Source organism: Streptomyces sp. NPDC051320 (assembly GCF_040682175.1).
GTDB lineage: Bacteria > Actinomycetota > Actinomycetes > Streptomycetales > Streptomycetaceae > Streptomyces.
In genome coordinates, this window is the sequence record NZ_JBFBAL010000013.1 from 190,175 (window position 1) to 214,905 (window position 24,731).

23 protein-coding genes are annotated in these 24,731 nt (G+C 71.3%); 14 read left to right on the top strand and 9 right to left on the bottom strand.

Features of this window, described 5'->3' with window-relative positions; all coding sequences use genetic code 11:
- The first annotated feature begins 255 nt into the window (after positions 1-255).
- Positions 256-1,644 carry a transcriptional regulator gene (locus tag AB0M87_RS26730; RefSeq protein WP_365857196.1) on the top strand — a complete coding sequence of 463 codons (1,389 nt, stop codon included), beginning with the start codon at positions 256-258 and terminating at the stop codon, positions 1,642-1,644.
- Between the two features lie 169 nt (positions 1,645-1,813).
- Positions 1,814-3,187, top strand: coding sequence for a hypothetical protein (locus AB0M87_RS26735; RefSeq protein WP_365857198.1), 1,374 nt, complete (start codon positions 1,814-1,816; stop codon positions 3,185-3,187).
- A gap of 6 nt (positions 3,188-3,193) precedes the next feature.
- Here AB0M87_RS26735 and AB0M87_RS26740 read toward each other — a convergent pair whose 3' ends face one another.
- Positions 3,194-4,501, bottom strand: a complete 1,308-nt coding sequence (locus AB0M87_RS26740; RefSeq protein ID WP_365857200.1) for an ABC transporter substrate-binding protein — start codon at positions 4,499-4,501, stop codon at positions 3,194-3,196.
- Between the two features lie 170 nt (positions 4,502-4,671).
- Between AB0M87_RS26740 and AB0M87_RS26745 the strand changes: the two genes are divergently transcribed.
- The 3 genes from AB0M87_RS26745 to AB0M87_RS26755 all read left to right on the top strand — a co-directional run bounded on the left by AB0M87_RS26745 (position 4,672) and on the right by AB0M87_RS26755 (position 6,734).
- Positions 4,672-5,118, top strand: a complete 447-nt coding sequence (locus AB0M87_RS26745) for a hypothetical protein (RefSeq protein WP_365857285.1) — start codon at positions 4,672-4,674, stop codon at positions 5,116-5,118.
- A 29-nt stretch (positions 5,119-5,147) separates the two neighbouring features.
- Entirely contained in the window at positions 5,148-5,999 is an 852-nt protein-coding gene (purU, locus tag AB0M87_RS26750; protein WP_365857202.1) for a formyltetrahydrofolate deformylase, read from the top strand.
- Between the two features lie 183 nt (positions 6,000-6,182).
- Complete coding sequence (locus AB0M87_RS26755; RefSeq protein WP_365857287.1) at positions 6,183-6,734, top strand: histone deacetylase; 552 nt, start codon at positions 6,183-6,185, stop codon at positions 6,732-6,734.
- 24 nt (positions 6,735-6,758) lie between these two features.
- Here the strand turns inward: AB0M87_RS26755 and AB0M87_RS26760 are convergent, their stop codons facing one another.
- Together AB0M87_RS26760 and AB0M87_RS26765 are read right to left on the bottom strand one after the other, a co-directional pair.
- Positions 6,759-7,988, bottom strand: a complete 1,230-nt coding sequence (locus AB0M87_RS26760; protein WP_365857289.1) for a zf-HC2 domain-containing protein — start codon at positions 7,986-7,988, stop codon at positions 6,759-6,761.
- 53 nt (positions 7,989-8,041) lie between these two features.
- Positions 8,042-8,623 carry a sigma-70 family RNA polymerase sigma factor gene (locus tag AB0M87_RS26765; RefSeq protein WP_365857204.1) on the bottom strand — a complete coding sequence of 194 codons (582 nt, stop codon included), beginning with the start codon at positions 8,621-8,623 and terminating at the stop codon, positions 8,042-8,044.
- A 265-nt stretch (positions 8,624-8,888) separates the two neighbouring features.
- Between AB0M87_RS26765 and AB0M87_RS26770 the strand changes: the two genes are divergently transcribed.
- The 3 genes from AB0M87_RS26770 to AB0M87_RS26780 all read left to right on the top strand — a co-directional run bounded on the left by AB0M87_RS26770 (position 8,889) and on the right by AB0M87_RS26780 (position 11,977).
- The gene (locus AB0M87_RS26770; protein ID WP_365857206.1) at positions 8,889-9,284 is read left to right on the top strand and encodes an STAS domain-containing protein; all 396 of its coding nucleotides are present in this window, start codon (positions 8,889-8,891) and stop codon (positions 9,282-9,284) included.
- Positions 9,285-9,756: 472 nt separating this feature from the next.
- Positions 9,757-10,209 carry an ATP-binding protein gene (locus tag AB0M87_RS26775; protein WP_365857208.1) on the top strand — a complete coding sequence of 151 codons (453 nt, stop codon included), beginning with the start codon at positions 9,757-9,759 and terminating at the stop codon, positions 10,207-10,209.
- A gap of 151 nt (positions 10,210-10,360) precedes the next feature.
- Positions 10,361-11,977 (top strand): alkaline phosphatase D family protein, encoded by a 1,617-nt coding sequence (locus AB0M87_RS26780; protein ID WP_365857210.1) that lies wholly within the window; start codon positions 10,361-10,363, stop codon positions 11,975-11,977.
- 11 nt (positions 11,978-11,988) lie between these two features.
- Here the strand turns inward: AB0M87_RS26780 and AB0M87_RS26785 are convergent, their stop codons facing one another.
- Positions 11,989-12,975 carry a helix-turn-helix domain-containing protein gene (locus AB0M87_RS26785; RefSeq protein WP_365857212.1) on the bottom strand — a complete coding sequence of 329 codons (987 nt, stop codon included), beginning with the start codon at positions 12,973-12,975 and terminating at the stop codon, positions 11,989-11,991.
- Between the two features lie 63 nt (positions 12,976-13,038).
- Here AB0M87_RS26785 and AB0M87_RS26790 point away from each other — a divergent pair, with 63 nt between their 5' ends.
- Both AB0M87_RS26790 and AB0M87_RS26795 read left to right on the top strand, forming a co-directional pair.
- Complete coding sequence (locus tag AB0M87_RS26790) at positions 13,039-14,313, top strand: MFS transporter (protein WP_365857214.1); 1,275 nt, start codon at positions 13,039-13,041, stop codon at positions 14,311-14,313.
- A gap of 121 nt (positions 14,314-14,434) precedes the next feature.
- Complete coding sequence (locus AB0M87_RS26795) at positions 14,435-15,733, top strand: MFS transporter (protein ID WP_365857219.1); 1,299 nt, start codon at positions 14,435-14,437, stop codon at positions 15,731-15,733.
- Between the two features lie 577 nt (positions 15,734-16,310).
- Here AB0M87_RS26795 and AB0M87_RS26800 read toward each other — a convergent pair.
- Positions 16,311-17,450 carry an NAD(P)/FAD-dependent oxidoreductase gene (locus AB0M87_RS26800; RefSeq protein WP_365857221.1) on the bottom strand — a complete coding sequence of 380 codons (1,140 nt, stop codon included), beginning with the start codon at positions 17,448-17,450 and terminating at the stop codon, positions 16,311-16,313.
- Between the two features lie 89 nt (positions 17,451-17,539).
- Here AB0M87_RS26800 and AB0M87_RS26805 point away from each other — a divergent pair, with 89 nt between their 5' ends.
- Positions 17,540-18,169: a GNAT family N-acetyltransferase gene (locus AB0M87_RS26805; protein ID WP_365857223.1), complete on the top strand. Its 630-nt coding sequence runs from the start codon at positions 17,540-17,542 to the stop codon at positions 18,167-18,169.
- Here the strand turns inward: AB0M87_RS26805 and AB0M87_RS26810 are convergent.
- On the bottom strand, positions 18,118-18,777 hold the full coding sequence (locus tag AB0M87_RS26810) for a pyridoxal 5'-phosphate synthase (protein WP_365857225.1): 660 nt from the start codon (positions 18,775-18,777) through the stop codon (positions 18,118-18,120). The two genes, AB0M87_RS26805 and AB0M87_RS26810, sit on opposite strands and share 52 nt — an antisense overlap.
- 11 nt (positions 18,778-18,788) lie before the next feature.
- Positions 18,789-19,196, bottom strand: coding sequence for a hypothetical protein (locus AB0M87_RS26815; protein ID WP_365857227.1), 408 nt, complete (start codon positions 19,194-19,196; stop codon positions 18,789-18,791).
- A gap of 84 nt (positions 19,197-19,280) precedes the next feature.
- Between AB0M87_RS26815 and AB0M87_RS26820 the strand changes: the two genes are divergently transcribed.
- Both AB0M87_RS26820 and AB0M87_RS26825 read left to right on the top strand, forming a co-directional pair.
- On the top strand, positions 19,281-20,117 hold the full coding sequence (locus AB0M87_RS26820) for a helix-turn-helix transcriptional regulator (RefSeq protein WP_365857229.1): 837 nt from the start codon (positions 19,281-19,283) through the stop codon (positions 20,115-20,117).
- On the top strand, positions 20,114-20,353 hold the full coding sequence (locus tag AB0M87_RS26825) for a DUF397 domain-containing protein (RefSeq protein WP_365857231.1): 240 nt from the start codon (positions 20,114-20,116) through the stop codon (positions 20,351-20,353). Before AB0M87_RS26820 ends, AB0M87_RS26825 begins: the two co-directional genes overlap by 4 nt.
- Position 20,354: 1 nt before the next feature.
- Here the strand turns inward: AB0M87_RS26825 and AB0M87_RS26830 are convergent, their stop codons facing one another.
- Positions 20,355-21,002, bottom strand: a complete 648-nt coding sequence (locus AB0M87_RS26830; protein WP_365857233.1) for a TetR family transcriptional regulator — start codon at positions 21,000-21,002, stop codon at positions 20,355-20,357.
- Between the two features lie 402 nt (positions 21,003-21,404).
- Here AB0M87_RS26830 and AB0M87_RS26835 point away from each other — a divergent pair, with 402 nt between their 5' ends.
- On the top strand, positions 21,405-23,765 hold the full coding sequence (locus AB0M87_RS26835) for a PQQ-binding-like beta-propeller repeat protein (protein WP_365857236.1): 2,361 nt from the start codon (positions 21,405-21,407) through the stop codon (positions 23,763-23,765).
- A 258-nt stretch (positions 23,766-24,023) separates the two neighbouring features.
- On the opposite strand, the gene AB0M87_RS26840 is transcribed toward AB0M87_RS26835, so the two are convergent.
- Positions 24,024-24,611: a hypothetical protein gene (locus AB0M87_RS26840; RefSeq protein WP_365857238.1), complete on the bottom strand. Its 588-nt coding sequence runs from the start codon at positions 24,609-24,611 to the stop codon at positions 24,024-24,026.
- Positions 24,612-24,731: the final 120 nt, after the last annotated feature.

Sequence of the window (24,731 nt, forward strand, 5' to 3'; positions counted from 1 at the left end):
AGCTCAACTCCCGCCGTCACCTGGGGTTACGGGCCGCCGGTGTCCGGCGGAGCGGCAGTCTTCCGGCATACGGGGCGCATGGAGGCATGAGCGGGGGCGCGCATGAGGTTGCACCCCGGTGAACGGGTATTCCTCTGCGGGGATGCATGGAGAATGCCGGGATTACTCCCGGCTTCCACCGCATTCTCCCGACATTTGCCGGGCAGTGATCAACCTGACCAGAGTAGTGATCGCCGCACGCCACAGGGGGTATTCATGGCCGTCAGGCCTCTCGTCGCCCGTCAGCCGAACGAACGACTGCAGGCGCTCATCCAGGAAGCCGGCTGCTCCAACGCCGGTCTGGCCCGCCGGGTGAACATGGTCGGCGCCGAGCGCGGCGTCGATCTCCGTTACGACAAGACGTCCGTCGCCCGGTGGCTGCGCGGCCAGCAGCCGAGAGGGCGGGCGCCGGGCATCATCGCCGAGGCGCTGGGTCGCAAGCTCACCCGCACGGTCACCATCGACGAGATCGGCATGGCCGACGGCAAGAACCTCGCCTCCGGCGTGGGGCTGCAGTTCTCGCCGACCGTGCTCGGCGCGATCGAGCAGGTCTGCGAGTTGTGGCGCAGCGATGTCGGGCGCCGCGACTTCCTCTCCGGCTCCACGGTGGCCGCCTCGGCCCTGGTCGAGCCGAGCCGCGACTGGCTGATCACCGGCACGGACCCGCAGGTGGCGCGGGCCACCGGGGCGCGCGTGGGAGCGTCCGACGTCGCGGCGGTGCAGGCCACCACGGCGGCGCTCACCGACCTCGACCACCGTTTCGGCAGCGGACATGTGCGGCCGATCATCGTCCACTACCTGAACAGCGTGGTGTCCGGACTGCTGGCCGGCTCGTACCGCGACGCGGTGGGCCGGGAGCTCTTCGCCGCGGTCGCCCGGCTGACCGAACTCGCCGGTTACATGGCCGTCGACACCGGCCAGCCCGGTCTCGCGCAGCGCTACTACATCCAGGCCCTGCGGCTGGCCCAGGCGGCGGGCGACCGTGGTTACGGCGGCTACGTCCTGGCCGCGTCGATGAGTCACCTCGCCGCCGAACTGGGCAACCCCCGCGAGATCGCCCAGCTGGCCCGGGCCGCGCAGGAGGGCGCCAGGGGGCGGGTCACGCCCCGCGCGGAGGCGATGTTCCTTGCGGCGGAGGCCCGGGGCCACGCCCTGCTCGGCGACGCCCGGGCCACCGAGGCGGCGGCCGGCCAGGCGCTGGCCGCGATGGACCGCGCGGATTCCGCCACCCGCTCGGGCGACGACCCGGCGTGGATCGCCCACTTCGACGGCGCCTACCTGGCCGACGAGCTGGCCCACTGCCACCGCGACCTCGGCCAGGGCGCGGCCTGCGCCCGCCGGGCCGAGGAGTCCCTCTCCGGCCTGCCCGAGACCAAGACCCGCCGCCGTGGCATCGCCCTCACCCTGCTGGCCACCGCCCAGGTCCAGCAACGCGAGATCGAACAGGCCTGCCGCACGGGCACCCGGGCGGTGGAACTCCTGGGCACGGTGCGGTCCAGCCGGGGGGCGGAGTATCTGGAGGACCTGCGCCTGCGCTTGGAGCCGTACGGGGAGGAGGCACCGGTACGGGAGTTGGGGGCGCGGATGGATCTCCAGGCGGCGTAGCGGGCGGCGGGGCGGGTGGCGTTGAACGCCGGCCGGGCTGCAAGGCGGCCTCGAACGCCGGCCGGGCCGGGTTTTGCCGGCCCCCCACCCCCACCTCGTAGCAGACCGCTACGTTCACCCGGTAGCGTGAACCGACGGTTCCGTAGGTCCACGCGCAGTAGGAGTCCCGGTGACGCAGAACGGACAGGGCGACGAGCCGCAGCTTCCCGCTGCGCGGCGCGCGCACGAAGGTGTCGTGATGCCGGCCGATGGGAGTGGGCCGTACGTGCCCGAGGTCGCCGGCGAGCACACCGTGCCCGCGGGCGGCCGGCCGTGGGGCCAGGCCTGGGGCCCGCAGGACGCCCAGCCGCAGCCTCCGCAGTACCAGGCCCCGTACCAGCAGGCCGCCCCGCAACCCCTGCCCCACGCCCAGCCGTTGCCCCCCGAGGCCGTCCCCGGCGCGGGTGACGGCGACGCCACGCAGTACATAGCGCCGGTGTCTCTGCCGCCCGAGAACCCGGCGGAATCGACCCAGTTCCTCGGCTACCCGCAGCAGCCCGCGCCCGGACCGGCCGGTTCCGACGCCGATCCCACCCAGTTCCTGCCGCCGGTCCCGGCCGCCCCCGCGGCGGCTCCGTACGGCATCAGACCCGGCGCCCCGGAGGACCGGCAGCCGCCCGCCGAGTTCGACAGCCTCTTCCGCACGGACGGTGGCGGTGCGGGGCCGCAAGCGGCCGGCGAGACGCAGCAGTTGCCCCGATTCGACCCCCAACAGCCCTACGGCAACGACCCGTACGCCCAGCCGCCGTATCAGCAGCCACCGCAGGCCCGGCCGCCGCACCAGCCGTACCAGCAGCAGCCACCGGCGCAGCCGTACGCCTCACAGCCCCCACCGCCCGTCACCCGGGCCGCCGCAGGCGACGAGCGGCGGCGGTCGTCCCGTACGCCGTTGATCGCCGCCGTGGTCGTCGGCTGTGCGGTGCTCGGTCTCGGGGCCGGGGCGCTGCTCAGCGGCGGCGGATCGGGCGACAAGAAGGACGACAAGGAGCCGGTCGCCGCCACGTCGGCGGAGGCCTCGAAGTCGCCGCAGGCCGCTGCCGACCCGGCCAAGCCGCAGGCTGTCTCGCTGGACAAGCTGCTCGGTGACAGCAACAGCAGCCGCTCGGCCGTGATCGCCGCGGTCGGCAACATCAGGTCCTGCCAGAACCTGCCGAAGGCGGCAGCGGATCTGCGGGACGCGGCGAAGCAGCGGCGCGGCCTGGTGACCCGGCTCGGCGCCCTCGCCGTCGACAAGCTCCCGAACAACGCGCAGTTGTCGGCTTCCCTCACCAAGGGTTGGAACGCGTCGGCCACCGCCGACGAGCAGTACGCCGCCTGGGCCCAGAAGGTCGCGGCCGCCGGTAAGAAGGGCTGCAAGCACGGCCACGCCAAGCGCACCGCCGAGGCGGGCCGCGGCGACCGGGCGAGTGGCGAGGCGACCGCGGCGAAGAAGCAGGCATCGACCCTGTGGAACGGCATCGCCGACAAGTACAGCCTGACCGAACGCCGGGGCGACCAGCTCTGACCCGGATCACTCCGCCATGGACGCCTTCTCCAGCGTGGGCCCCACATCCACGGCGTCCTTCTGCACCGCCACCAGCCGTCCCTCGCGCACCACTTGGTAGGTCACCCGGTGGTTGACCAGTCGCGGGAAGTCCCGCGACGCCAGCATGTCCTCGAAGCGCCACCGCAGGGTCGGTGTGATCCCGCCGGTGTGCACGGCGAAACCGCTGTCCAGTGCACGGGTGAGGTCGTCCGCCGTGACGTGGTCGCGGTGCAGCGACTCGATGGTCTGCCGCAGCGCCGAGTAGGCGATCCAGGTGGTCTGCACGCCCGCGTCGGCCGGGTCGATGCGGTTATCGTCGAACGCGTACCTGCCGATCACGTCGCGCATCGGCTGCCAGCGCGGGTCGCTCGCCTGCGGGTACCAGCCGGTGACATACGCCCCCTCGAAGGGGCTCCTGGCGCCGCCGGTGCTGTCGATGAGGCCTTGGTTCACGCTGCCGAGCACCGAGGCGACCCTGACCTTCCGGCCGGGCTGTTCGAGCCGCCGGAAGGAGTCGAAGAAGGTCTCGGTGCGGTCGCCCAGGGCCGCCGTCACGCATCCCTTGGCGGTCCGCGCGGTCGCTGTCGCCGTTCCGGTCCGGCCCGGCAGGCCCGGGTCGGCGCCCGCCGCCTTCAGCGCTGCCCCGGCCGGGCCGCTGTACTCGCCGGCGTCCGCGGTGGTGGGGATGTCGGTGGCCGGGCCCCGGTGGCTCTCGGCGAGGCCGGTGTCGAGCAGGACCGGCAGTTCGTCGCCGTCGACGGTCTCCGGCCGCACCAGCGCGATGTGTTCGCAGTCGCGGGCCAGTTGCTTGCCGTTTCCGGCCAGCAGCGCGGCCTGCCCGCCGTTGACCGGGTAGGAGAGCGACGAGCGGAACTCCTCGGACGAGGCGCCGTAACCGCCGATGTAGGGGATCCCCGCGGTTTCGAGCGGCGGCATGAACGACTGCCCGTAGATGCTGTACGAGCCGACGACCGCGATCGCGTTGTCGGTGACCGCCTGCCGCGCGCAGGCGGCCGCGCCGCGCAGGTCGTTGTGGTCGTTGCAGGTGACGATTCTCAGCCGGTGCCCGTCGATGCCGCCCTGTGCGTTCACCCAGCGCGCGTAGGCCGACGCCATGGCGGGCATCCCCGGCATATTGGTCGCGCCGGTGCCCTCGGGGGCCCAGGTCATGACCGTGACGGGGTCCCTGGAGCCCGCCGATGCGTCGGAGGACCCGCCACAGCCGGTGAGCAGGGCGGCCCCGACGGTCATGCAGAGTGCGAGGACGGTGAAGGAACGTCGCCAACCGGTCATGTCCCCGAACCCTTCCGTGCCCCGGGTAACGCGCCGGTGGCCTGCCCTCAACGGTCGGTGACCGCAGAGTGAATTCCGGGGGGTGGGGAGTCTCCACAACCGGGGAACGTACGATCGAAATCGTGCAAGCTTCCCCGAACGCTTCCCGTCACGGCCGTCGCTCCACCACCATGGGCGGCATGCCGCTCAACGACATGCCGTGGTGGCGCTGGCGCGCCAATGTGCGCTCGGCGCTGCATATGCTTTCCGATCCGGTCTTCCACCAGGAGTGCTGGCTGGCCGGGCGTGCGGAGTACGGGGACATCACCGACGCCGTGTACCGGCTGGTCGAGGACACCTGGCTCGATAACTGGTCCGCCGAGAAGTACGTCGGCACGGTGTTCCGGGACTCCGGCGAGGCCGCGCTCGTCGACGTCGCCGTGCTGCGGGTGCTGCGCATCATGCACCAAGTGGGGGCCGATGCTCCCGTATCGGTCTATATGGAACATCACGGCTGGCCGGAGGCGGTCAGGGCGGCACGGGAGGCCCATGTCCGGCTGGCCACCGCCGATGCGGATGATCCGGACGCGCCTCCGCGGACCCTGGAGGTGCTCCACATCATGACCAGGGCCCTCTGAGGCCGAACGTTTGTGGCACCCTGTTCCGCATGACCGACCAGTACGTCCTCACTCTCTCCTGCCCGGACAAGCAGGGCATCGTGCACGCCGTGTCGAGCTATCTGTTCATCACGGGATGCAACATCGAGGACAGCCAGCAGTTCGGGGACCGGGACACCGGTCTCTTCTTCATGCGGGTGCATTTCGCCGCCGAGCAGCCGGTGACCCTGGACAAGCTGCGGGCGAGTTTCGCCGCCGTCGGTGACGCCTTCGCGATGGACTGGCAGATCCACCGGGCCGACGACCGGATGCGGATCGTCCTGATGGTCAGCAAGTTCGGCCACTGCCTGAACGACCTGCTGTTCCGCTCCCGCACCGGCGCGCTGCCGGTGGAGATCGCGGCGGTCGTCTCCAACCACCCCGACTTCGCCGAGCTGGTCGGTTCGTACGGGATTCCGTTCCGGCACATCCCGGTGACGAAGGACAACAAGCCGGCCGCCGAGGCAGAGCTGCTGGAACTCGTCCGCGCCGAGGACGTCGAGCTGGTGGTCCTCGCCCGCTACATGCAGGTCATCTCCGACGACCTGTGCAAGGCGATGAACGGCCGGATCATCAACATCCACCACTCCTTCCTGCCGAGCTTCAAGGGCGCGAAGCCGTACCACCAGGCGCACGCCCGTGGCGTGAAGCTGATCGGCGCGACCGCGCACTATGTGACGGCCGACCTGGACGAAGGACCGATCATCGAGCAGGAAGTCGAACGGGTGGGGCACGACGTCACCCCGGAGCAGCTCGTCGCCATCGGCCGCGACGTGGAGTGCCGGGCGCTGGCCCGAGCGGTGAAGTGGCACGCGGAGCACCGGATCCTGCTCAATGGCCGCCGCACGGTGGTCTTCGACTAAGGGCTGTCATCGGTGCCGCTGGTAGCGTCGTCCACCATGGACGATATGCGGCAGATCGCCGGCAGCCGCCGCCCTGCGCAGGCGTCTGCGGCCGCTGTCCGGCGCATCCGACGGGCGGAGCCGACGGCCGCCGGTGCATCGGCCTCCGAGGGGCTGGTGTGGTACGCGGCGTACGGCTCGAACATGCACGCCGACCGCCTGGCGTACTACATCCAAGGCGGCCGGCCACCTGGTGGGGCCCGTACCTACCCGGGCTGCCGCGACCGCCGACTGCCGGAGCGAACGGTGCCGGTGCTGCTGCCCGGTCTGCTGTACTTCGCCCTGGAGTCGCTCGTGTGGACCGGCGGCATGGGTTTTTACGACCCCGACCTGGCCGGCGAGATGCCCGCCCGCGCCTACCTCGTCACCGCCGAGCAGTTCAGCGACATCGCCGCCCAGGAAATGCACCGGGACCCCGGCACGGACATCGACCTGACCCGGGCGCTCGCCACCGGCCGCGACCGGCTCGGCCCCGGCCGGTACGAGAACCTGGTCTGCCCCGGCGCGATCGACGGCATCCCGGTCTTCGCCATCACCGCCCCGTGGAGCCTCGCCGAGGCGGAGCTGAACGCCCCCTCCGCCGCGTACCTCAGTAACTTCGCCACCGGCCTCATCGAAGCCCACGGATGGACCCTGGAGCGCTCCGCCGAGTACCTCGCCACCCGCCCCGGTGCCACGGGCAGCCGGACGCCCTGAAGGCCCGGGCCTCGCGAGGCCGGACTACAGCCGCGACATGGAAGCCGTGGCGAACAGCACGTCCCGGATCGCCTCGCGGTCGCCGTCCTGGCCCGCCACCGCCTCATCGGGAGGCACATGCCCGGCCGCCAGCCGGCAGAATTCCGATCCGTCGAGCGCGACATGCGCCACCGCATGGTCCGCGGAGCCGACCGCGCCGGGGGAGTCCAGCGCGATGTACCAGTCGCCGCCGCCCGCGCCCTCGATCTCCAGCCGCAGCGAACGGCCGGGCGCCCCCGCGGGGACCAGCTCGCGCGGCGGGGCGGCGAGCCCCGCCCGGCGACGGCCGGCCAGCGTGGGCGGGAGCATCCGGGCCGCCAGGTCGATCATCCGGTGCATGTGCGGGCCGGCCGGCGGCTCGTACGGGTAGTCCACCGCCTCCGCGATGTCGGCCGCGTGCACCCAGCACTCGAAGGCCCGGTCCAGCATCGCATCCCGCAGCGGCAGGCTGAACTCGCCGTACGGCACGGGCAGTTCCGCCGTCCCGCCGCCCGCGAAGGAGACCGTACGGATCAGCGTGTGGCTCTGCTCGCGCCACGGCTCGCGTATCGACCCGGTCGGCGGGGCGGCGAGTGCGCGCCAGTACTGCGTGGTGCGCTCGGTCGGGGAGCGGGGGAATACCCGGCCGCCCGGTGCGCTCTGCGAGGCGTCTTCCCTGGTGTCACCGCGTGTGTCGCCTCGGGTGTCACCGAGGACCTTCCGCAGCGCGTCGTCCAGGCCGAGCGCCGCCGAGACCAGGCCGTCGACGGTCAGCAGGTGGCCGATGACACCGGCGACCGTGGTCCGGCGGGAGACCACCTGTTCGTCCTCGTACCACTTGAGCCGCACCGGCGCGTGCCACTCGGCGTCACCGAAGTCGTTGAGCAGGGCGTCGAGCCGCGCCGTCTCCGCGTCGTACGGCAGCGCCCAGTCCGGTACCGGGATGCGGGCCGGCCGGCGGCCCAGGCACCCCTGGAGCACGCGGGAGCGCAGCATCGGGTCGAGGTCCAGATTCCGGCCGGAGTGCAGCAGCGCCACCGCGTCCCGCAGCCGCAGCGCTTCGTCGGCGCACGGCGCGCAGTCGGTGAGGTGCGCCTCGACGGCGTCGGTCTCCTCGAAGGAGCACGCCGACAGTGCCCAGGCGCCGAGCAGTGACTTCAGCACTCGGTGGGAGAGCGTCACCGGCGGCTCCGGCAGTATCGAAAGATCGTCGGCCGCGCCCCGCGGGCCCGGTATGCACGGCGCCGGTTCCTCCTCCGGCGGCCCGGCCGGCTGTCCGGCCGGCCCCGTCACAGCGCCCCTCCGTATCCGGGCGGTGACGATCCGTCGACGGGCCGGGTGTTGGCCGTGGAGAGCAGCTGCAATCCCAGCCGCAGCCGCCGTCGCGCCTCGTCCTCCGTCACTCCGAGGTCGGCCGCGGTCTGGCGGTAGTCCCGGCGCTGGAAGTACGCGAGCTCCAGGGCGGCCCGCAGTGGCGCGGGCATGGACGTGACGATGTAGTCGGCACGGGCGGCCGCCGAGGCCCTGCGGACCTTCCGCTCCAGCTCCTCGGTGGTTCCCTCGCCGCTCGCGGCCAGTGACGCCGCCTCCGACTGCCACAGCCGCTGCACCGCCTGCCGGTGGGCGAGGGTGGCCACCCAGGACCTCATCGAGCCGTCCTTCGGTTCGTAGGCATCGGGATGTTCCCAGACATACCCGAAGACCTCACGGGTGATCCGGTCGGCGGCCTCGTCGTCGTCCAGCACCCGATGGGCCAGGCTGTGCACGAGGGACGCGAACCGGTCGTAGAGCTCACCGAGCGCCGCCGCTTCGCCCCGGGCGAGCCGCTGCTGCATTCTGCGGTCCCACCGGGGTGGTGCGTCCTTCGGCATGGAGCCCCCAAACGTCTGCTCTCCCTCGTTCGACAGTAGTCGGGTGCGTCGGTGGAGCGCTCCCCTTTGTACCAAGTACGACCTTGAAGACGTCAAACATGAACGGCCGGCCACCGATCCTTTGTCCGGTGGTCGATCATTTCTGTTCGAAATCTTCGGCGTGTTATAGGTGGAGGCGGTGTTTCATGGAGCGAATGGTGGGGCAGCCGCGAAAAGGAACGGGAACTTCCGGATCTTCCGGACCGACAGCTGAAGGGCCAGTCACGTGATGCTGAACGTGGACGAAGCCGAGCAGGGCGGTTGGGTTGTGCTGCGCATCTCCGGCGAACTGGACCTGGTGAGCTCGCCCGCGGTCCGCCAGCACGTGCACGACGCGGTCGCCGTCGGCTGTCACGACGTGGTCCTCGACCTCTCCGACGTGGTGTTCTGCGATTCCAGCGGCGTCGGCGTACTGATCGCCACCCGCCGCCTGATGCGTTCCTGCCAGGGCCGGCTGCGCCTGGTCCTCCCCTCGGAGGGCCGGGTCGGCGGCATGTCCGGCCAGGGCTCGGCCGCCCACGTCAACAAGGTCCTGGCGGCGCTGGGCGTCCGCCGCCTCTTCGACGTCTACCCGGACACCCGGCAGGCCACCGCCGACGACCCGCAGCCCCTCTCGGCCTGATCCAGGCGCGGGCTGCCGTGGGGGCTGTCGCGGGACCAGCTGGTGACGCGGCAGCCCGCACGGGGAAGTCACCGAGCGTTGATACCGGGTTGTGTCCTGCGCGCAAGCCGTCACGGCCCGGAGTCGGTGCCCGGCTCCGGTACGCTCCGTGGGATGCGAATGAGCGTGTTGCGCGGATGTGCCGGCGCTGCCCATCGGGTGGCCCCCGGAAAGGGAATGCGCGCCGTTCGCACCGTACGCAGGTGCGAGAGGCGCCTTCGTTCGACTCTCCGCAGCAGGCGTCGCACAGTATGCACTACGCCTACTCCTTCCCGCTGGAATATGCCCGAAGCGCTTGTTGCGGTGACTGTACGTCAACCATGCTGTCTCTCAAGGGAATCACGGTCCGTGACTCCCGGGAGGCGCTAGGCGATGTCCCCCCAGTGCTTGAACAGCCTGGGAGGTCCCCCAGCCGGTTCGGATGGTGTGAGCGGTGCAGGTGCTTCAGGTTCAGCTGACAGTCGGACCCGATCCCGCGGATGTGGGGCGGGCCCGCAGATGGGCTCGGTCCCGGCTCGTGGGGTGCGGCATAGGGGATGACGAGCCGCTGGCCGAGACGCTGATCCTGATCATCTCGGAACTGGTCACCAACGCCGTGGTGCACACCGGCTGTCCGGCCGTGCTGCGCATGCTGGTCGGCCCCGCGGACAGCGCGGGCACGGTCAGGGTCGAGGTCGCCGACTCCAGCGACTGTCCGCCCCGGCCGCGGCACGCGGAGGGCGATGACACCAATGGCCGGGGCCTCGAACTGGTCGACGGCCTCGCGGACCGGTGGGGCTGGCAGCCCGAGGGGCACGGCAAATCCATCTGGTGCGAGGTGGACCGGGGCGCCCGCGAAGGGGTGGCGGGAGCACCCGTGGGCGCGGCCGCACGCAGAGGACTCTGACGCCCCGGCAGGTCCGCCTCCGTGCGCCCGGTCGGACCACCCTTCCGGGAAGCGTCATGCGGACGACGCGCGGCGTTCAACGGCTCGGACCCTCTGACCTGTGAATCTTCGTACGACACAGAGGACACAGGAGCAGAGGGAGTCCATTCGTATGTCCGCAGATTGTTTGTCCGCAGACGACAGAGCCCGCTCCACCCACCCTGCCCGCCGTCGTTTCCTGGCCGGGTCGGCGCTGGTACTCGGCGCCGCGGCCACCGCCCAGCTTCCGTTCGCCGACCGAGCGGACGCTGTCGCCGCCGCACGTTCCGCCGCTCCCGCACGGTCCCACGCACCCGCCCTGCCCGCCGGGCTCTTCACGCTCGGTGTCGCGTCCGGCGACCCGCTGCCGGACGCCGTCGTGCTGTGGACCCGGCTCGCCCCCGATCCGCTGAACGGCGGCGGCATGCCGGCCGTCCCGGTCGCCGTCGAATGGCAGGTCGCCGACGACAGCCGCTTCCGGAAGCTCGTGTGTCACGGCACCGCGCAGGCCGTCCCGGAGCTCGCGCACAGCGTGCACGCCGACGCCACCGGCCTCCAGCCGGGCCGTCAGTACTGGTACCGCTTCCGGTGCGGCGGCCAGATCTCGCCCGTCGGCCGGACCCGGACGGCGCCTCACCCGCTCGCCGTCGGACGCAGCCTGCGGATCGCCCTGGCGTCCTGTCAGAACTGGCAGCAGGGCTTCTTCACCCCGTACGCCGACATGCGCGCCCAGGACCCGGACCTGGTCCTCTTCGTCGGCGACTACATCTACGAGTCGAAACCGGTCAGCTCGTCGGTGCGGGTGCACGAGGGGACGGACGAGCCGTACAGCCTGGTCGACTACCGCAACCGCTACGCCCAGTACCGCACCGACCCGGACCTGCAGGCCATGCACGCGCACGCGCCCTGGGTGGTGACCTTCGACGACCACGAGGTCGACAACGACTACGCGGGCCAGGTGCCGCAGGACCCGTCGAAGCAGTCGCACGACGCCTTCGGCCGCAGGATCACCGCCGCCTACCAGGCGTACTACGAGCACATGCCGGTGCGCGCGACCGCCGTGCCGGACGGCCCGCACATCCAGATGTACCGGCGCTTCGACTACGGCCGTCTCATCCGGCTGAACGTGCTGGACACCCGTCAGTTCCGCAGCAACCAGGCCACCACCCAGTCCGGCGCCCAGGACCCGAAGCTCACCATGCTCGGCGCCGCACAGCACCGCTGGCTGCTGGACGGGCTGCGCCGCTCGCCCGCCCGGTGGAACGTCATCGCCTCGCAGATCATGATGGCCGAGACCGATCTGCAGCTCGGTACGGGCAAACTCTGGTACTACGACGCCTGGGACGGCTACCAGGCCGAACGCAACGCGCTGATGGCGCAGTTCCAGCAGGTGCGCAATCCGCTGGTGCTCTCCGGCGACCGTCATTTCACGATGATCAGCGACCTGAAGAAGGACTTCGCCGAGCCCTCGTCGGCGGTGGTCGGCGCCGAGTTCGTCGGTACGTCCATCAGCAGCGGCGGCGACCAGGACCAGGCGGCCTTCCACCGGCAGTGGGACCCGCTGAAGGCCGACAACCCGCACTGGAAGGTCGTCGACGCGCACCGCGGCTACCACCTGTTCGACATCGGCCACGAGTCGGTCGGCGCCCAGGTCCGGGTCGTCGACACCGTGCTGAGCCACAAGGCCACCGCGAGCACGCAGGCCCGGCTGCAGGTGCGCTCGGACCGCCCCGGGGTGCACCTGCTCTGACGGGCCACGGCTCAGCCGCGCACTCCCGCCCCGGCACGGAACGTACGCCGATAGACCGTGGGCGGGACACCCAGCGCGGCCTGCAGATGCTGCCGCATCGACTGGGCCGTGCCGAACCCGGCCTCCTGGGCGATCCGGTCGATCGACAGGTCCGACGACTCGAGCAGACGGCGGGCGAGCTCCACCCGCTGGCGGGTCAGCCACTGACCGGGGCTGACCCCGGCCTCCTCGCGGAAGCGGCGGGTGAAGGTGCGCACGGACATCGACTCCTGCTCGGCCATGTCCCGCAGCTGGATCGGCTGGTGGAGCCGGCTGAGCGCCCAGGCGCGCGCGCCCGTCGTCGACGCCAACAGCACCTCCGGGACCGGACGTTCGATGTACTGGGCCTGCCCGCCGTCCCGGTGCGGTGGTACGACGGTGCGCCGGGCCACGTCGTTGGCGACGGCGGCGCCGTGGTCGCGGCGGACGATGTGCAGGCAGAGGTCGATGCCCGCGGCCACCCCCGCGGAGGTCAGCACCTCGCCGTCGTCGACGAACAGCACGTCGGGGTCCACCCGGACGGACGGGAACAGCCGCTGGAAGTGTTCGGCGGACGACCAGTGGGTGGTGGCGGGCCGGCCGTCGAGGTACCCGGCGGCGGCCAGTACGTAGGAACCGGTGCAGATGGAGACCAGCCGGGTGCCGGGTCTGATCCGCGCGAAAGCGGCGGCCAGTTCGTCCGTCAGTCTGCCCTCGGTGTACACCGGCCCGAGTTCGTACGAGGCGGGGATCACCACCGTGTCGGCGGGGGCGAGCGCCTCGGGGCCCTGCTCGACGGTGATCGAGAAGTCGGCGTCGGTACGGACCGGGCCGGGCGGCCGGACCGAACAGGTCACCACCTCGTACAGCCGGCGCCCGTCGGGGCCGACCGGGCGGTCGAAGATCCGGTGCGGGATGCCCAGTTCGAAGGGGAGCAGCCCGTCCAGTGCGAGGACGGCGACCCGGTGCGGACGGTGCATGTGCGGTACCTCCCGTGAGACGGGTCTGGTGGTCCAGACCACTCCTTGATATGCAGATTCACTGTGACCCACAAGCGCCCGGCCGGTCAGGCCATTCCCCACCCGGCGGCGGTACCGGCCCCGGGTTCCGCCCCCGTACGGGCCCCGGACCCGGAAACCCTCTGGAACCGTAACTTCCGCTGCTTCTTCACCGCCCGCACGGTCGCCCGCTTCGGCGACGGCATGGTCCCGGTCGCGCTCGCCGCCGGACTGCTGGACACCGGCCACGGCGCCTCCTCGGTGAGCTTCGCGCTCGGCGCCTGGATGGTGTGCTTCGCCGGGTTCGTGATCGTCGGCGGGGTGCTGGCCGACCGGTTCACCCCGCGCCGGATGATGGTGCTCGCGGACTCCATGCGGCTGATCGCCACCACGGTGCTCGCCGTGGTCTTCGCGTCGGGCGCCCCGCCACTGTGGCTGGTGTACGGGCAGAGCGCGGTCAACGGCCTGGGCGCCGCGCTCTTCCAGCCGGGCGTCGCCAGCATGCTGCCGAAGGTGGTGCCCGACGTGCAGCGCGGCAACGCGCTGCTGCGGGTGGCCGAGTCGCTGACCACGATGGCCGGACCGGCCGCGGCCGGTGCGCTGGCCGGTCTGGGCGGCCCCGGCACGGTCTTCGCGGCGAACGCCGGAACCTTCGCGGTCAGCGGTATCTGCCTCTTCCTGATCCGGATGGCGCCGATGGCCCGCACCCAGGGAGAGACGCTGGTCGCCGAAATAGTCGGCGGCTGGCGGGAGTTCCGGGCGCGCAACTGGCTGTGGGGGGTGATCGCGGTCTGGACGGTTTACGGAGTGACGGTGCTCGGCCCGCTGACCCCGCTGGAGGCGGTGGTGGTCACCGAGCGGCACAGCTCCGCGATGTACGGCCTGATGATGACGATCAACGGAGCGGGCAACGCGGTGGGCGGCCTGATCGCCATGCGGGCCCGGCCACGCCGTCCGCTGTTCGCCGGCACCTTCGCTCTCTTCGGGGTGATCGCCAACCTGCTGGTGCTGGCGTACGACGTACCGCTCGCACTGCTCTGCGCGGGCTTCTTCGTGGGCGGTGTGGCCTTCGCGTTCTGGCTGGTGATGTGGTCGACGACGGTCCAGACGCACGTCCCTTCGGAGGCGCTGAACCGGCTGCACGCCTATGACGTCGCGGGCTCGCTCATCATGCTCGCGGTGGGACGGGCCCTGGCCGGCCCGGTCGCCGACGCCGTCGGGATGAAGCAGGTGCTGGTCACCGGAGTGGTGATCAACGTGCTGGTGTGCGGGGTGCTCTTCGCGGTGCCCGCGATCCGGGGCCTGCGACGCAAGACATGACGCGTGGCCCGATGACGCGTGGCCCGATGACGTGTGGCCCGATGACGTGTGGCCCGATCCTAGCGAACACTGTCCGTCGGGCCACTCGTTGTGACTGTCCCGTTCCGGCGATGCTGACGCCGTGACACAGACAACCGAGCCCCGGGCACCCTGGGGCAAGCCGTCCGCAGTCCGCCGAACGCGACCGCACCGCGCCTGGTTCGTGGCGGCCGTCACCTTTGTGACGATCATCGGAGCCGCGGCCTTCTCCTCTCTCCCCGGCCTGCTGATCGACCCGTTGCACGAGGAGTTCCACTGGTCGCGCGGCACCATCGGCTTCGCGGTCTCCATCAACCTCGCGCTGTACGGGCTGACCGCGCCGTTCGCGGCGGCGCTGATGGACCGCTTCGGCATCCGGCGGGTGGTGGCCGTGGCGCTCACTGTGATCGCCGTGGGCTCGCTGCTCACCGTGTGGATGACGGCGGCCTGGCAACTGGTCCTCTACTGGGGCGTCCTGGTCGGCCTGGGCAGCGGATCGATGGCCCTGGCCTTCGCCGCCACGGTCACCAACCGCTGGTTCGTGGCCAGGAAGGGCCTGGTCACCGGTGTCCTCACGGCGGCCGGCGCCTCCGGCCAACTGGTCTTCCTGCCCTGCCTGTCCTGGCTGGTCGAACACCACGGCTGGCGCCCCGCGTCGGTCACCGTCGCGCTCGCCGCGCTGTCGGTGGTCCCGCTGGTGTGGATCCTGCTGCGCGACCACCCGGCCGATGTGGACGCGTCGCCGTACGGCTCACCGGTCTTCGTCCCGAAGCCGCCGCCGATGACCGGGGCGGCCCGCCGGGCGGTCGGTGTGCTCGTCCGGGCGGCCCGCACCGGCCCGTTCTGGCTGCTCGCGGGCACCTTCGCGATCTGCGGTGCGTCCACCAACGGCCTGGTCAAGACGCACTTCGTACCGGCCGAACACGACCACGGCATGCCCATCACGGCGGCCGCTTCACTGCTCGCGGTGATCGGTTTCTTCGACGTCGTCGGCACGATCGCCTCCGGGTGGTTCACCGACCGTTTCGAGTCCCGCCGCCTGCTGGCGGTCTACTACGCGCTGCGCGGCATCTCGCTGCTGTTCCTCCCGCTGCTGCTCGCCCCGGCCGTACACCCACCGATGATCTTCTTCATCGTCTTCTACGGCCTGGACTGGGTGGCCACGGTCCCGCCGACGATCGCCCTGTGCCGTGAGCACTACGGCGAGGACAGCGCGATCGTCTTCGGCTGGGTGCTGGCCTCCCACCAGGTGGGCGCGGCCCTGGTCGCGTTCCTGGGCGGTCTCGCCCGGGACGTCTTCGGCTCGTACGACGTGGTCTGGTACGCGTCGGGGGCGCTGTGCGCGGCGGCGGCGCTGATGGCCCTGGTGATCAGGCGCCGACCGGTGGCGTTGGCGGCCTGACCCCGCCCGAGGCGGGCGCGGCGCCCCGCAGGGCTGCCGTACAACCGTCCGCCCCTCCGGCGGGTCTCACCTCACAGGCACGCTTTCACCGGATCATCTCGTGGGGAGCCCCATGACATTCGCTGCATCAAGGGCACGCGCGGTGCGGACAGCGGCGGGTGCGGCGACTGTCGTCGGCCTGATCGGAGCGCTGACCGCAGGCCCGGCCGCAGCTGCTGAGGGCGCGTCGGCAGCTCCGGACCTCGCCTTCGGACCTTCCGGCTGCGGATCGACGAGGCCGTCACGAACGCCACCGGCCGGATGGCGTTCGTGAAGGGCCCGCACCGCTCGGGGATGCGGCCCTTCGACCACGACCCTGCCAACGACACGGCCCGGATCGTGGTCAACACGACCGCCGGCGGCGCGGGTTCCGGCACAGGTTCCCCGCAGGGCGGCGCGACGTCTCAGGGTGGCGGCAGCGGCGGTGATACCGCGCACAGCAGCACCGCCGGAGGCGGCGAACTGGCTCACACGGGGACCGGCGGCGCACTCGCGGCCGGTGGGGCGGCCGCCGCGCTGCTGGCCGGTGGACTGCTCCTCACTTCACGGCGACGGCGGACGCGATCTTCCGTGCGTCGATGGCGAGTTCGCGGAACATCCCGCTGATCGGGTTGGTGAAGCCGGTGAAGTACAGGCCGGGCGCCTGCTTCGGGGAGCGGCCGCCGTGCACGACCGGGCGGCCGCGTTCGTCCAGCACGCCCAGGTTTCCCACCAGCGGCTCCAGGGCCCGCCGGTAGCCCGTCGCGGCGATCACCGCGTCGGGTGAGATCCGGGTGCCGTCGGCCAGCACCACCTTGCCGTCATCGAAGGAGTCCACGGCCGCCACCGGTTCGACCCGGCCGGTGCGCACCGCGTCGATCAGGCCGACGTCCTGCACCGGGATCGCGCCCTCGCGCACCCGCGAGTAGAGCCCGGTGTCCGGGCGGGGCAGCCCCTGCGCGGAAAGGTCCGGCACCGCGATCCGGCACATCAACTCGCCCGCCCGGTCGACCAGGCGGGTCGGCAGCCGGCGCACCAGGATGCCGGTGGCCTGGGCCGGCCAGCCGGCCGTCGAGCGCCGGACGATGTGCGGGACCGTACGGACCGCCAGCCGCACCCGGCCGGCGCCGCCCTCGGCCAGGTCCACGGCGATCTCGGCGCCGGTGTTGCCGACACCGACCACCAGCACGTCCCGGTCCGCGTACGGCGCAGCGTTGCGGTACTCGCCCGCGTGCGTCAGCGTGCCGGTGTACGTGTCGCGGCCCGCCCAGTCCGGCAGTTCCGGGGTGTGGTTGTATCCGGTGGCCACCACCACGGCCCGTCCCGTCAGCTGCCGGCCACCGGTGGCCCGCAGCAGCCAGCCGGAGCCTTCGGCGCGGGTGACATCGATGACCTCCACTCCGGTGACGATCTCCACATCGTGGTACTGCGCGTACTTCTCCAGATAGCGCACCACGTCGTCGCGCGACACCCACCGGCCGAAGGAACGGGGTATGCGAAGCCCGGGCAGCGAGGAGAGCCGCCGGGTGGTGTGCAGGTGCAGGCGGTCGTAGTGGCTGCGCCAGGAGGCCGCGACCTCCTCGGACTTCTCCAGCACCACGGCCCGTACACCCCGCTCCCGCAACGCGACCGCCGCGGCGAGACCGCCGGGTCCCGCTCCGATCACGTAGACGGGCCGCACGTCGTTCGTATCGTCCATGAATCGGAGCGTAACGGGCCTATTCGGTTGATGGGGCTCGGTCAAAGACAGAACCGATTGCGAATGGATCACGCGGTTGGATGGACCGCATGAGCGACCACGATCCATACGCCCGGCCCGAGATCCACGGTCTCGGGCTGAGCCTGCGTCCCTGGGACCTGGCGGATGCCGACGTACTGCTCCGCGGCTTCACCGACCCGGAGCTGCTGCGCTGGAACACCCCGCGCCGGCCCATCACCGACCTGTCCGACGCACGGGCCGCCATCAGGGCCAGGGCAGCAGGTCTGGGCCGCCGGGAACTCGCGCAGTTCGCGGTGACCGAATCCGGCACGATCGTGGGCAGTGTCGGGCTGAGCGGAATCAACCACCCCATGCGCCGCGCGGCCATCGGCTACTGGGTCCTGCCCGAACACCGCCGCCGCTCCCTCGCCACCCGGGCCCTGGAGCTGTGCACCCGCTGGGCTTTCGAGCAGGGCGGCCTGCACCGGATCGAACTCGGCCACGCCGTCGAGCACATCGCCTCCTGCCGGGTCGCCGAGCGGTGTCGTTACCTCTTCGAGGGCACCAAACGGGACGGAATGTACGAGGCCCAGCGCACCGCGGCCTTCCGTGACCAGCACTTGCACGCCCGGTTGAGCACGGACCCGCCCCCCGCCATCAAAGAGCCTCACGGCCAGAGCAGCTCCCGCATCCAGCCACCGCCTCCGGCACGCCGGTAACGCAGCCGGACGTGGCGGCGTTGGGCGTCGCCCTGGAAGAACTCCACCTCGGTGGGCGCCAGTAGGTAACGCGTCCACGTCGGCACCGGCAGGTCGGGGTGGGCCTGGGCCCGCTCCCAGGCCTCGGCCGATGCCCGCGCCAACTCCTCCTGCGAGCCGAGCACGTCGCTCATCCGCCCGGTGAGCGCCGCCGCGAGCGAGCCCGTGGAGCGCGCATGCAGATCGGCCTGCCCCTCGGCATCCGGCGCCGCGACGACAGGCCCCCGTACCCGAACCTGCCGGGCCTGCACCGCCCAGTAGAAGCCGAGCGCGGCGTAGGGACGTTCGGCGAGCTGGCGGCCCTTGGCGCTGGTCGCGTGCGAGGCGAAGTGCCAGCCGCGCTCGTCGGCGCCGTGCAGCATCAGAGTCCGCACGTCGGGGTGTCCCTCGGCGTCCGTGGTGGCCAGCGTCATGCCGTGCGGCTCGGGCTGGCCCGCCGCGTGTGCGGCCCGCAGCCACTCCCGGAAGAGCGGCAGCGGTGCCTCCGGGGCGGTGGCCGGGTCGAACCGCGGCAGTTCGGGCAGGTCCCAGACACGCAGGGTGTGCAGAAAGGCGTCGAAGTCGTCCATGGGGGTCATTCTCACTCGGGATCGTGACACAACTGGGCGGTGATGACCTGGTGGAGCACGTCCGGGTCCACGAACACCCCGGCCACCGGCGGATCGCACCGCCAGTGCAGCGGATACGTGTTGCCGTCCGGCGCCGGCACGCCGACGTACTGGTCCCGCACGGCGGGCCCGAAACAGGTGGCGCCGGGCGGCCACTCGTAGTCCCGGCTCGTCCCGGGCGGAATGAGGAAGTACGTCCAGCGGCCCCCGGCGACCTCCCGTACGACCGGCCCCGGCTGCCCGTCGGTCAGTACGGCGAGGTGGTGCAGTACGGCCTCGCCCCGGACTCCCCGGACCCGGATCGCGTCGAAGTGGATACCGGCGAGCCGGAGTTGGTGGCCGGACGCGGGTACCCAATCCGGGAGGTTTTCGCTCGTCATGCCTACGAGCATCGCCGCGATTGCGTAGCGTGACCAGACGTACCAGGTGCACATCGGGGCGATGTGGAGAGGCAGGAGGCTCTTGTGGCGGCCAACAAGTCGAGTGAAACGAGCGCGGCGCAGCCGTCCCCGGCGCGTATGCACGTGGGGGAGCTGATCCGGAACTTCCGTGCGCGGGCGGGCCTGACCCGGCAGGACGTGGGGGACCGGCTGCTGATCTCGGAGTCCCTGGCCGGCGCCTACGAACGTGGCGAGCGCATCCCGACCACCAGCTTCCTGCACGACGCGGACACGGTGCTGGACGCGCGGGGCGCGCTCAAGTCGTGCATCGCGCTGATGGAGGAGGAGAAGTATCCGCGCACGTTCGTGGGGTGGGTGCGGCTGGAGAAGGTCGCTGCGAGCATCAGCGCGTACGAGAACATGCTGTTCCCCGGCCTGATGCAGACCGAGGACTACATCCAGGCCCTGTACGAGGTGCGGGTGCCGCAGCTGTCCGAGGCGGAGATCGACAAGAGTGTCGAGGCGCGGTTGGAACGCCAGGCGGTGCTGACCCGCAATCCGCTGCCGATCGTGGCATACGTCATCGAGGAGTCGGTCCTCCAGCGCCCCATCGGGGGCCGGGAAGTGCTGCGCAAACAACTGCTGCATGTACTGGATTGCATGGGGTCGATGCACAACCTGATGGTGCAGGTGATGCCGACGGCGCGTCATGTGCACGCCGGGCTGCACGGCACGTTCCAGTTGCTCAGCACGCCGGACGGGCGTAATTGGGGCTACGACGAAGGGCAGGCCGGAGGTACGTTGATCTCGAAGCCGCAGGAGGTCAACCAACTGATGGACCGCTTCGGCATGTTGCGGGCCCAGGCGCTGACGCCCTGGGAGTCCGCCGAACTGATCGAGAGGATGGCGGGGCAGCTATGACGACCGGACTGGCCTGGTTCAAGAGCAGCTACAGCAGCAACGAGGGTGGCGCCTGCCTCGAAGTCGCCTACGACTGGCACAAGTCCAGCCACAGCAGCAACGAGGGTGGCAACTGCGTAGAGGTCGCCGCCCACCCCCACGCCGTCCACATCCGCGACTCCAAGGTCCCCGACGGCCCGGTCTTCACCGTCGCCCCGGCCGCCTGGACGACGTTCCTGGACCGGCTCCCAAACTGACCTACCTGGTCGGCTTCTTGCCGGTGATGCCCAGATGTACCAGAAGGGCGAGGTTCGGGCGGAGCTCGGCCTGCTTGACGCCCCAGGTCTGGAACCCCTTCTGGTGCGAGGCCACCGCGGCGAGCATGGTGACGAGCGAACCCGCCATCGCGGCCGGGCTGACGTCCTTGTCGACCTTGCCCTTCGTCTGGAGTTCCTTGACCGCGTCGGTAAGGGAGCTGTTGACGGCGTTCAGGATCTTCATGCGGATCTTGTAGAACCGCTTGTCGCCCTCCGCGGCACCGAGGTCGATGACCCGGAGAATCGCGTCGTGCTTTCGCCAGAAATCGAGGAATCCCCCGACGAATTCGTCGGCTGCCTGCCAGCCGGCCTTACCGACCCAGGAACGGCCGGATACGAGTTCGGTCAGCCCGGCGCTCTCCTTGGCCAGTTCCTCGGCGAGCTCGAGGACAGCGCCCTCGACGTCCGGGAAGTACTGGTAGAAGGTCGCCGGAGAAGTGCCCGCCTTGCGGGCGACGTCTATGACTTTGACGTCCCGGTAGGGCGAGGAACTGAGCATTTCGCTGAGGCAGTCGAGTAGCTTCTGCCGGGTCGCTTGGCCGCGTCGTCCGGCTACGCGGCCGTCGACGGTGCGTACTTGTCCTGTCATGTCGTCAGCTTACCGACGGGTGATCGGAGCGCGATTTGATGCACTGCAAATGGGGTTCGGGCTGGTATAGGGGCGGGTCCCGGAAGTCGATGATGTTATCAACAGGCTGTGGATAACATCCGTGGACAACTTTGGTTTAAAAGCGGTCAGGGTTAATTTCTGGTCGCTCGTTCGATTCGAGGTCGGTGGCGTGCTGGGGCGCGGCCCAGGCGGAGCTCCCTCCCCACCGCATGTCCGAAAGATGCCGAGACACCCCCATCCGCCCCCGGGTTCGCAACCGCTGCCTCCGCCAGCAACAATCGGGGTGTGCACCGTCGGCCGGTGCCCAGTGGTGAGACGCTGAACGCAGCGGTAAGAGCGGGCCCCCTTCCCCGGGACCCGTACGGGGAGGTGGCAGGCACGGTGGAGCAGCTGACGCAGCACGATCCGCGGAGGATCGGCCCGTTCGAGGTGCTCGGACGGCTCGGGGCCGGTGGCATGGGCCTGGTCTACCTGGCACGCTCCGCTTCGGGCCGCCGGGTGGCGATCAAGACGGTGCGGACCGAGCTCGCCGAGGACCAGCTGTTCCGGGTCCGCTTCTCCCGCGAGGTGGAGGCGGCCCGCGCGGTCAGCGGCTTCTACACAGCCGCCGTGGTGGACGCCGACGCGCACGCCGCCGTGCCGTGGCTGGCGACCGCGTACGTCCCCGCGCCCTCCCTCGAGGAAATAGTGAACGAGTGCGGTCCGATGCCGGCCCAGGCGGTCCGCTGGCTGGCGGCGGGGATCGCCGAGGCCCTGCAGTCCATCCACGGCGCCGGGCTGGTGCACCGGGACCTGAAACCGTCCAATGTGCTGGTGGTCGAGGACGGGCCACGGGTGATCGACTTCGGCATCGCGTCCGGGGTCTCGAACACCCGGCTGACCATGACCAATGTCGCGGTGGGCACCCCGGCCTACATGTCACCGGAGCAGGCCAAGGACTCGCGCAATGTGAAGGGCGCCAGCGATGTCTTCTCGCTCGGCTCCACGCTGGTGTTCGCGGCGACCGGGCACGCGCCGTTCCATGGCGCGAATCCGGTCGAGACGGTCTTCATGCTGCTCAGGGAGGGCCCCAACCTGGAGGGCCTGCCCGATGAGCTGCGGCCGCTGATCGACGCGTGCATGCAGCAGGAGTTCCTGCAGCGGCCGAGTCCGGAGGACCTGCAGGCACAGCTGGCCCCGCATCTCTTCTCCACGGGCGGCGACGACAGCGGTACCGCGTCGGCGTGGCTGCCGGAGCGGGCCACCGCGATGATCGAGGCCCGCCGGGGCGGCCGCCCCGCGCCGGTGCCCAGGCCGGCTCGCCCGTCTCCGCCGCCGATGCCCGCGTACGAGCCGCCGGCCTACCCGCCCGCGCCGCAGCGCGAGCACCAACCGCGGTCCCACCGGCAGCCGCCGCCCGGTCCGCAGGACGGGCCGGTGCGGCTGGCCGGTGCGCCGGTGCCGATCGGTCCGGGGCCGCGGGTCGCCGAGGCCCGCGCCCACGCCGTCGCACCGGCCGGACCTGCCACCGGCTGGGTACGGCCGCCCGCGGGGGTCAACGCCGCCGAGGCGGCCCTTCCGGTAACGGCACAGCCCGCACCGGTATCGCAGCCCGTGCCGGCCCCGGAGGGTCCCGCCCGCTGGCGGCCGTGGCGTTTCCGGATGTCGAACGACGTCTGGGGCACGCCGGTCGTCGACGGAGACCTGCTGTACGTCACCTCCTTCGAGGTGCACGCGCTGGACGTGGGCAGCGGCCGGCGCCAGTTCAAGACCAAGGACGTGGCCTGGGCGATGGCCGTGTCCGGCGGCCGTATCCACGCCTCCGACGGGCCGACCCTGTACGCACTCGACGGCGCCGACGGCAGCGACCGCTGGCGGCTGACCACCGACGCCTGGGTCTACTCGCTGCAGGCCGACCGAGGCACCCTCATCACCGGCACCCGCGGCGGCGGCGTCCAGGCCTGGGAGGCCTCCAACGGCGAGAAGCTGTGGGAGATCACCGGCGCGCAGACGGACTTCGAGACGCCGGAGGCCGGGCCCGCGATCCACGGCGACACGGTGTACGTCTGGAAGGACGCCAGGCTCCTCGCGCTGGACCCCCGTACCGGCGCCGAGCGCTGGTCGTACCCGGTCGGTGACGCGGCCGCCTGCGGTGGCGTACCGGTCAGGGTGACCTCGGCCGACGACGGCTGCGTGTACGTCGCGGCCGGCACCCGGGTGCTGTCCGTCGACCGGGCGTCCGGCCGGGTCCGCTGGCACTTCGAGGCGCCCGCGGTCTTCCTCTGCGCGCCGGCCTACGCCCCCGGTCCCGCGGTGGCGGGCGGCGGCGTCTACCTCGCCGACTACCTCGGCACGGTGTACGCCCTGGACGCCACCACCGGCAAGGACCGCTGGCGCATCGCCACGGAGCCCCGCCAGTCCGTGCACCCGGTGCTGGTCACCCAGGGCAACGTCCACCTGGGCAGCGGCAGCGCGCTCTACACGCTGGACGCGGTGACCGGCACCCCCAAGTGGCGCTTCGCGGCCGGCGCGGAGGTCGTCGGCGCCCCCGTGGTGGCCGACGGCCGCCTGCACTTCGGCTCCGCCGACCACTGCCTCTACACGCTGGACGCGGTGGGCGGGCAGCTGCGCTGGAAGCTTGCCACCGGGGGTGAGATCACGGGGTCGCCGGTGGCACGGGGTGGGGTGGTGTATGCGTGCAGCAAGGATCGGTGCGTGTACGCGCTCGACGCGGTGAAGGGGACCGGAACGGGCCGCGGCTAACGCCGCGAAGCCCCCTCCCCGGGGGCGAGCCCCCGGCCCCCCAGTTGTCCTCAATCTCCCCCAGCTACCTCCCCCAGACTCCGTCCGGGGGGACCCCCACGGAGGTGCCCCCAGGACGGGCTTGATTTTTGCCGCCGTTAGTCTCATAGCGCGGCCAAATCAAGGGGCTGAGCGTCTGCTCATGGTGCGGCCAGAACAAGCCCCTCCGGCGCTTGAGGAGCGGGGTCTGGGGCGGAGCCCCAGGAGACGGGCGGGTCGCTACTCGCGGGGTCCCCACTGCCCCGGTTCCCCCGGCGGCCGGCCATGCCCCGGCCCCCGCTCGGGAGGAGCCGTCAGATCCTCCGGCAGATCGGACGACGAGATCCGGCCCGTGTTGTCGGGCCCGGAGGACGCCGGCGCCGAATACCCGCGCCCCACCCGCCGCGGCCGCGGCCCCCGGCCGCTCATCAGGGCCGCTCCGATCAGGAGCAGGATCCCGCCGGCCCAGGCGATCGCCACGCCCACGTCCAGCCCGTTTCCGTTACCGCTGAACGTCAGGCCGTGCTCGACCCGGCCCACCTGGACCATCCACAGGACGGTGAAGGCGATCGTGATGAGACCGGCCAGCATGACCAGCAGCCGGGATCGCAGCAGCACGCCGATCACGGTGATCGCGGCGGCGACGGCGAACGGGATGAGGATGGACGCGGCCGTGTCGGGCCGTGTGGTGGTGATGCCGGTGAAGAGGTCCTGGATGCGATAGGCGCTTCCGTGGCGGCCGTCGTACCAGATACGGAAGGGGCTGAATACGGCGGCCGCCGCTCCGACAAGAGCCACGACAGAGCCAAGGACGTTGCGGATCATCATCGGTCTCCTTCGGCGGATCTCGAATTCGACGCTACGCCGGGGTGTGGGGCCCCGCCATGTGGGACGAGTGCCCCGTGTATCGGGTGCGTATCAGGTCGCGGCCGGCCAGGACGACGGACG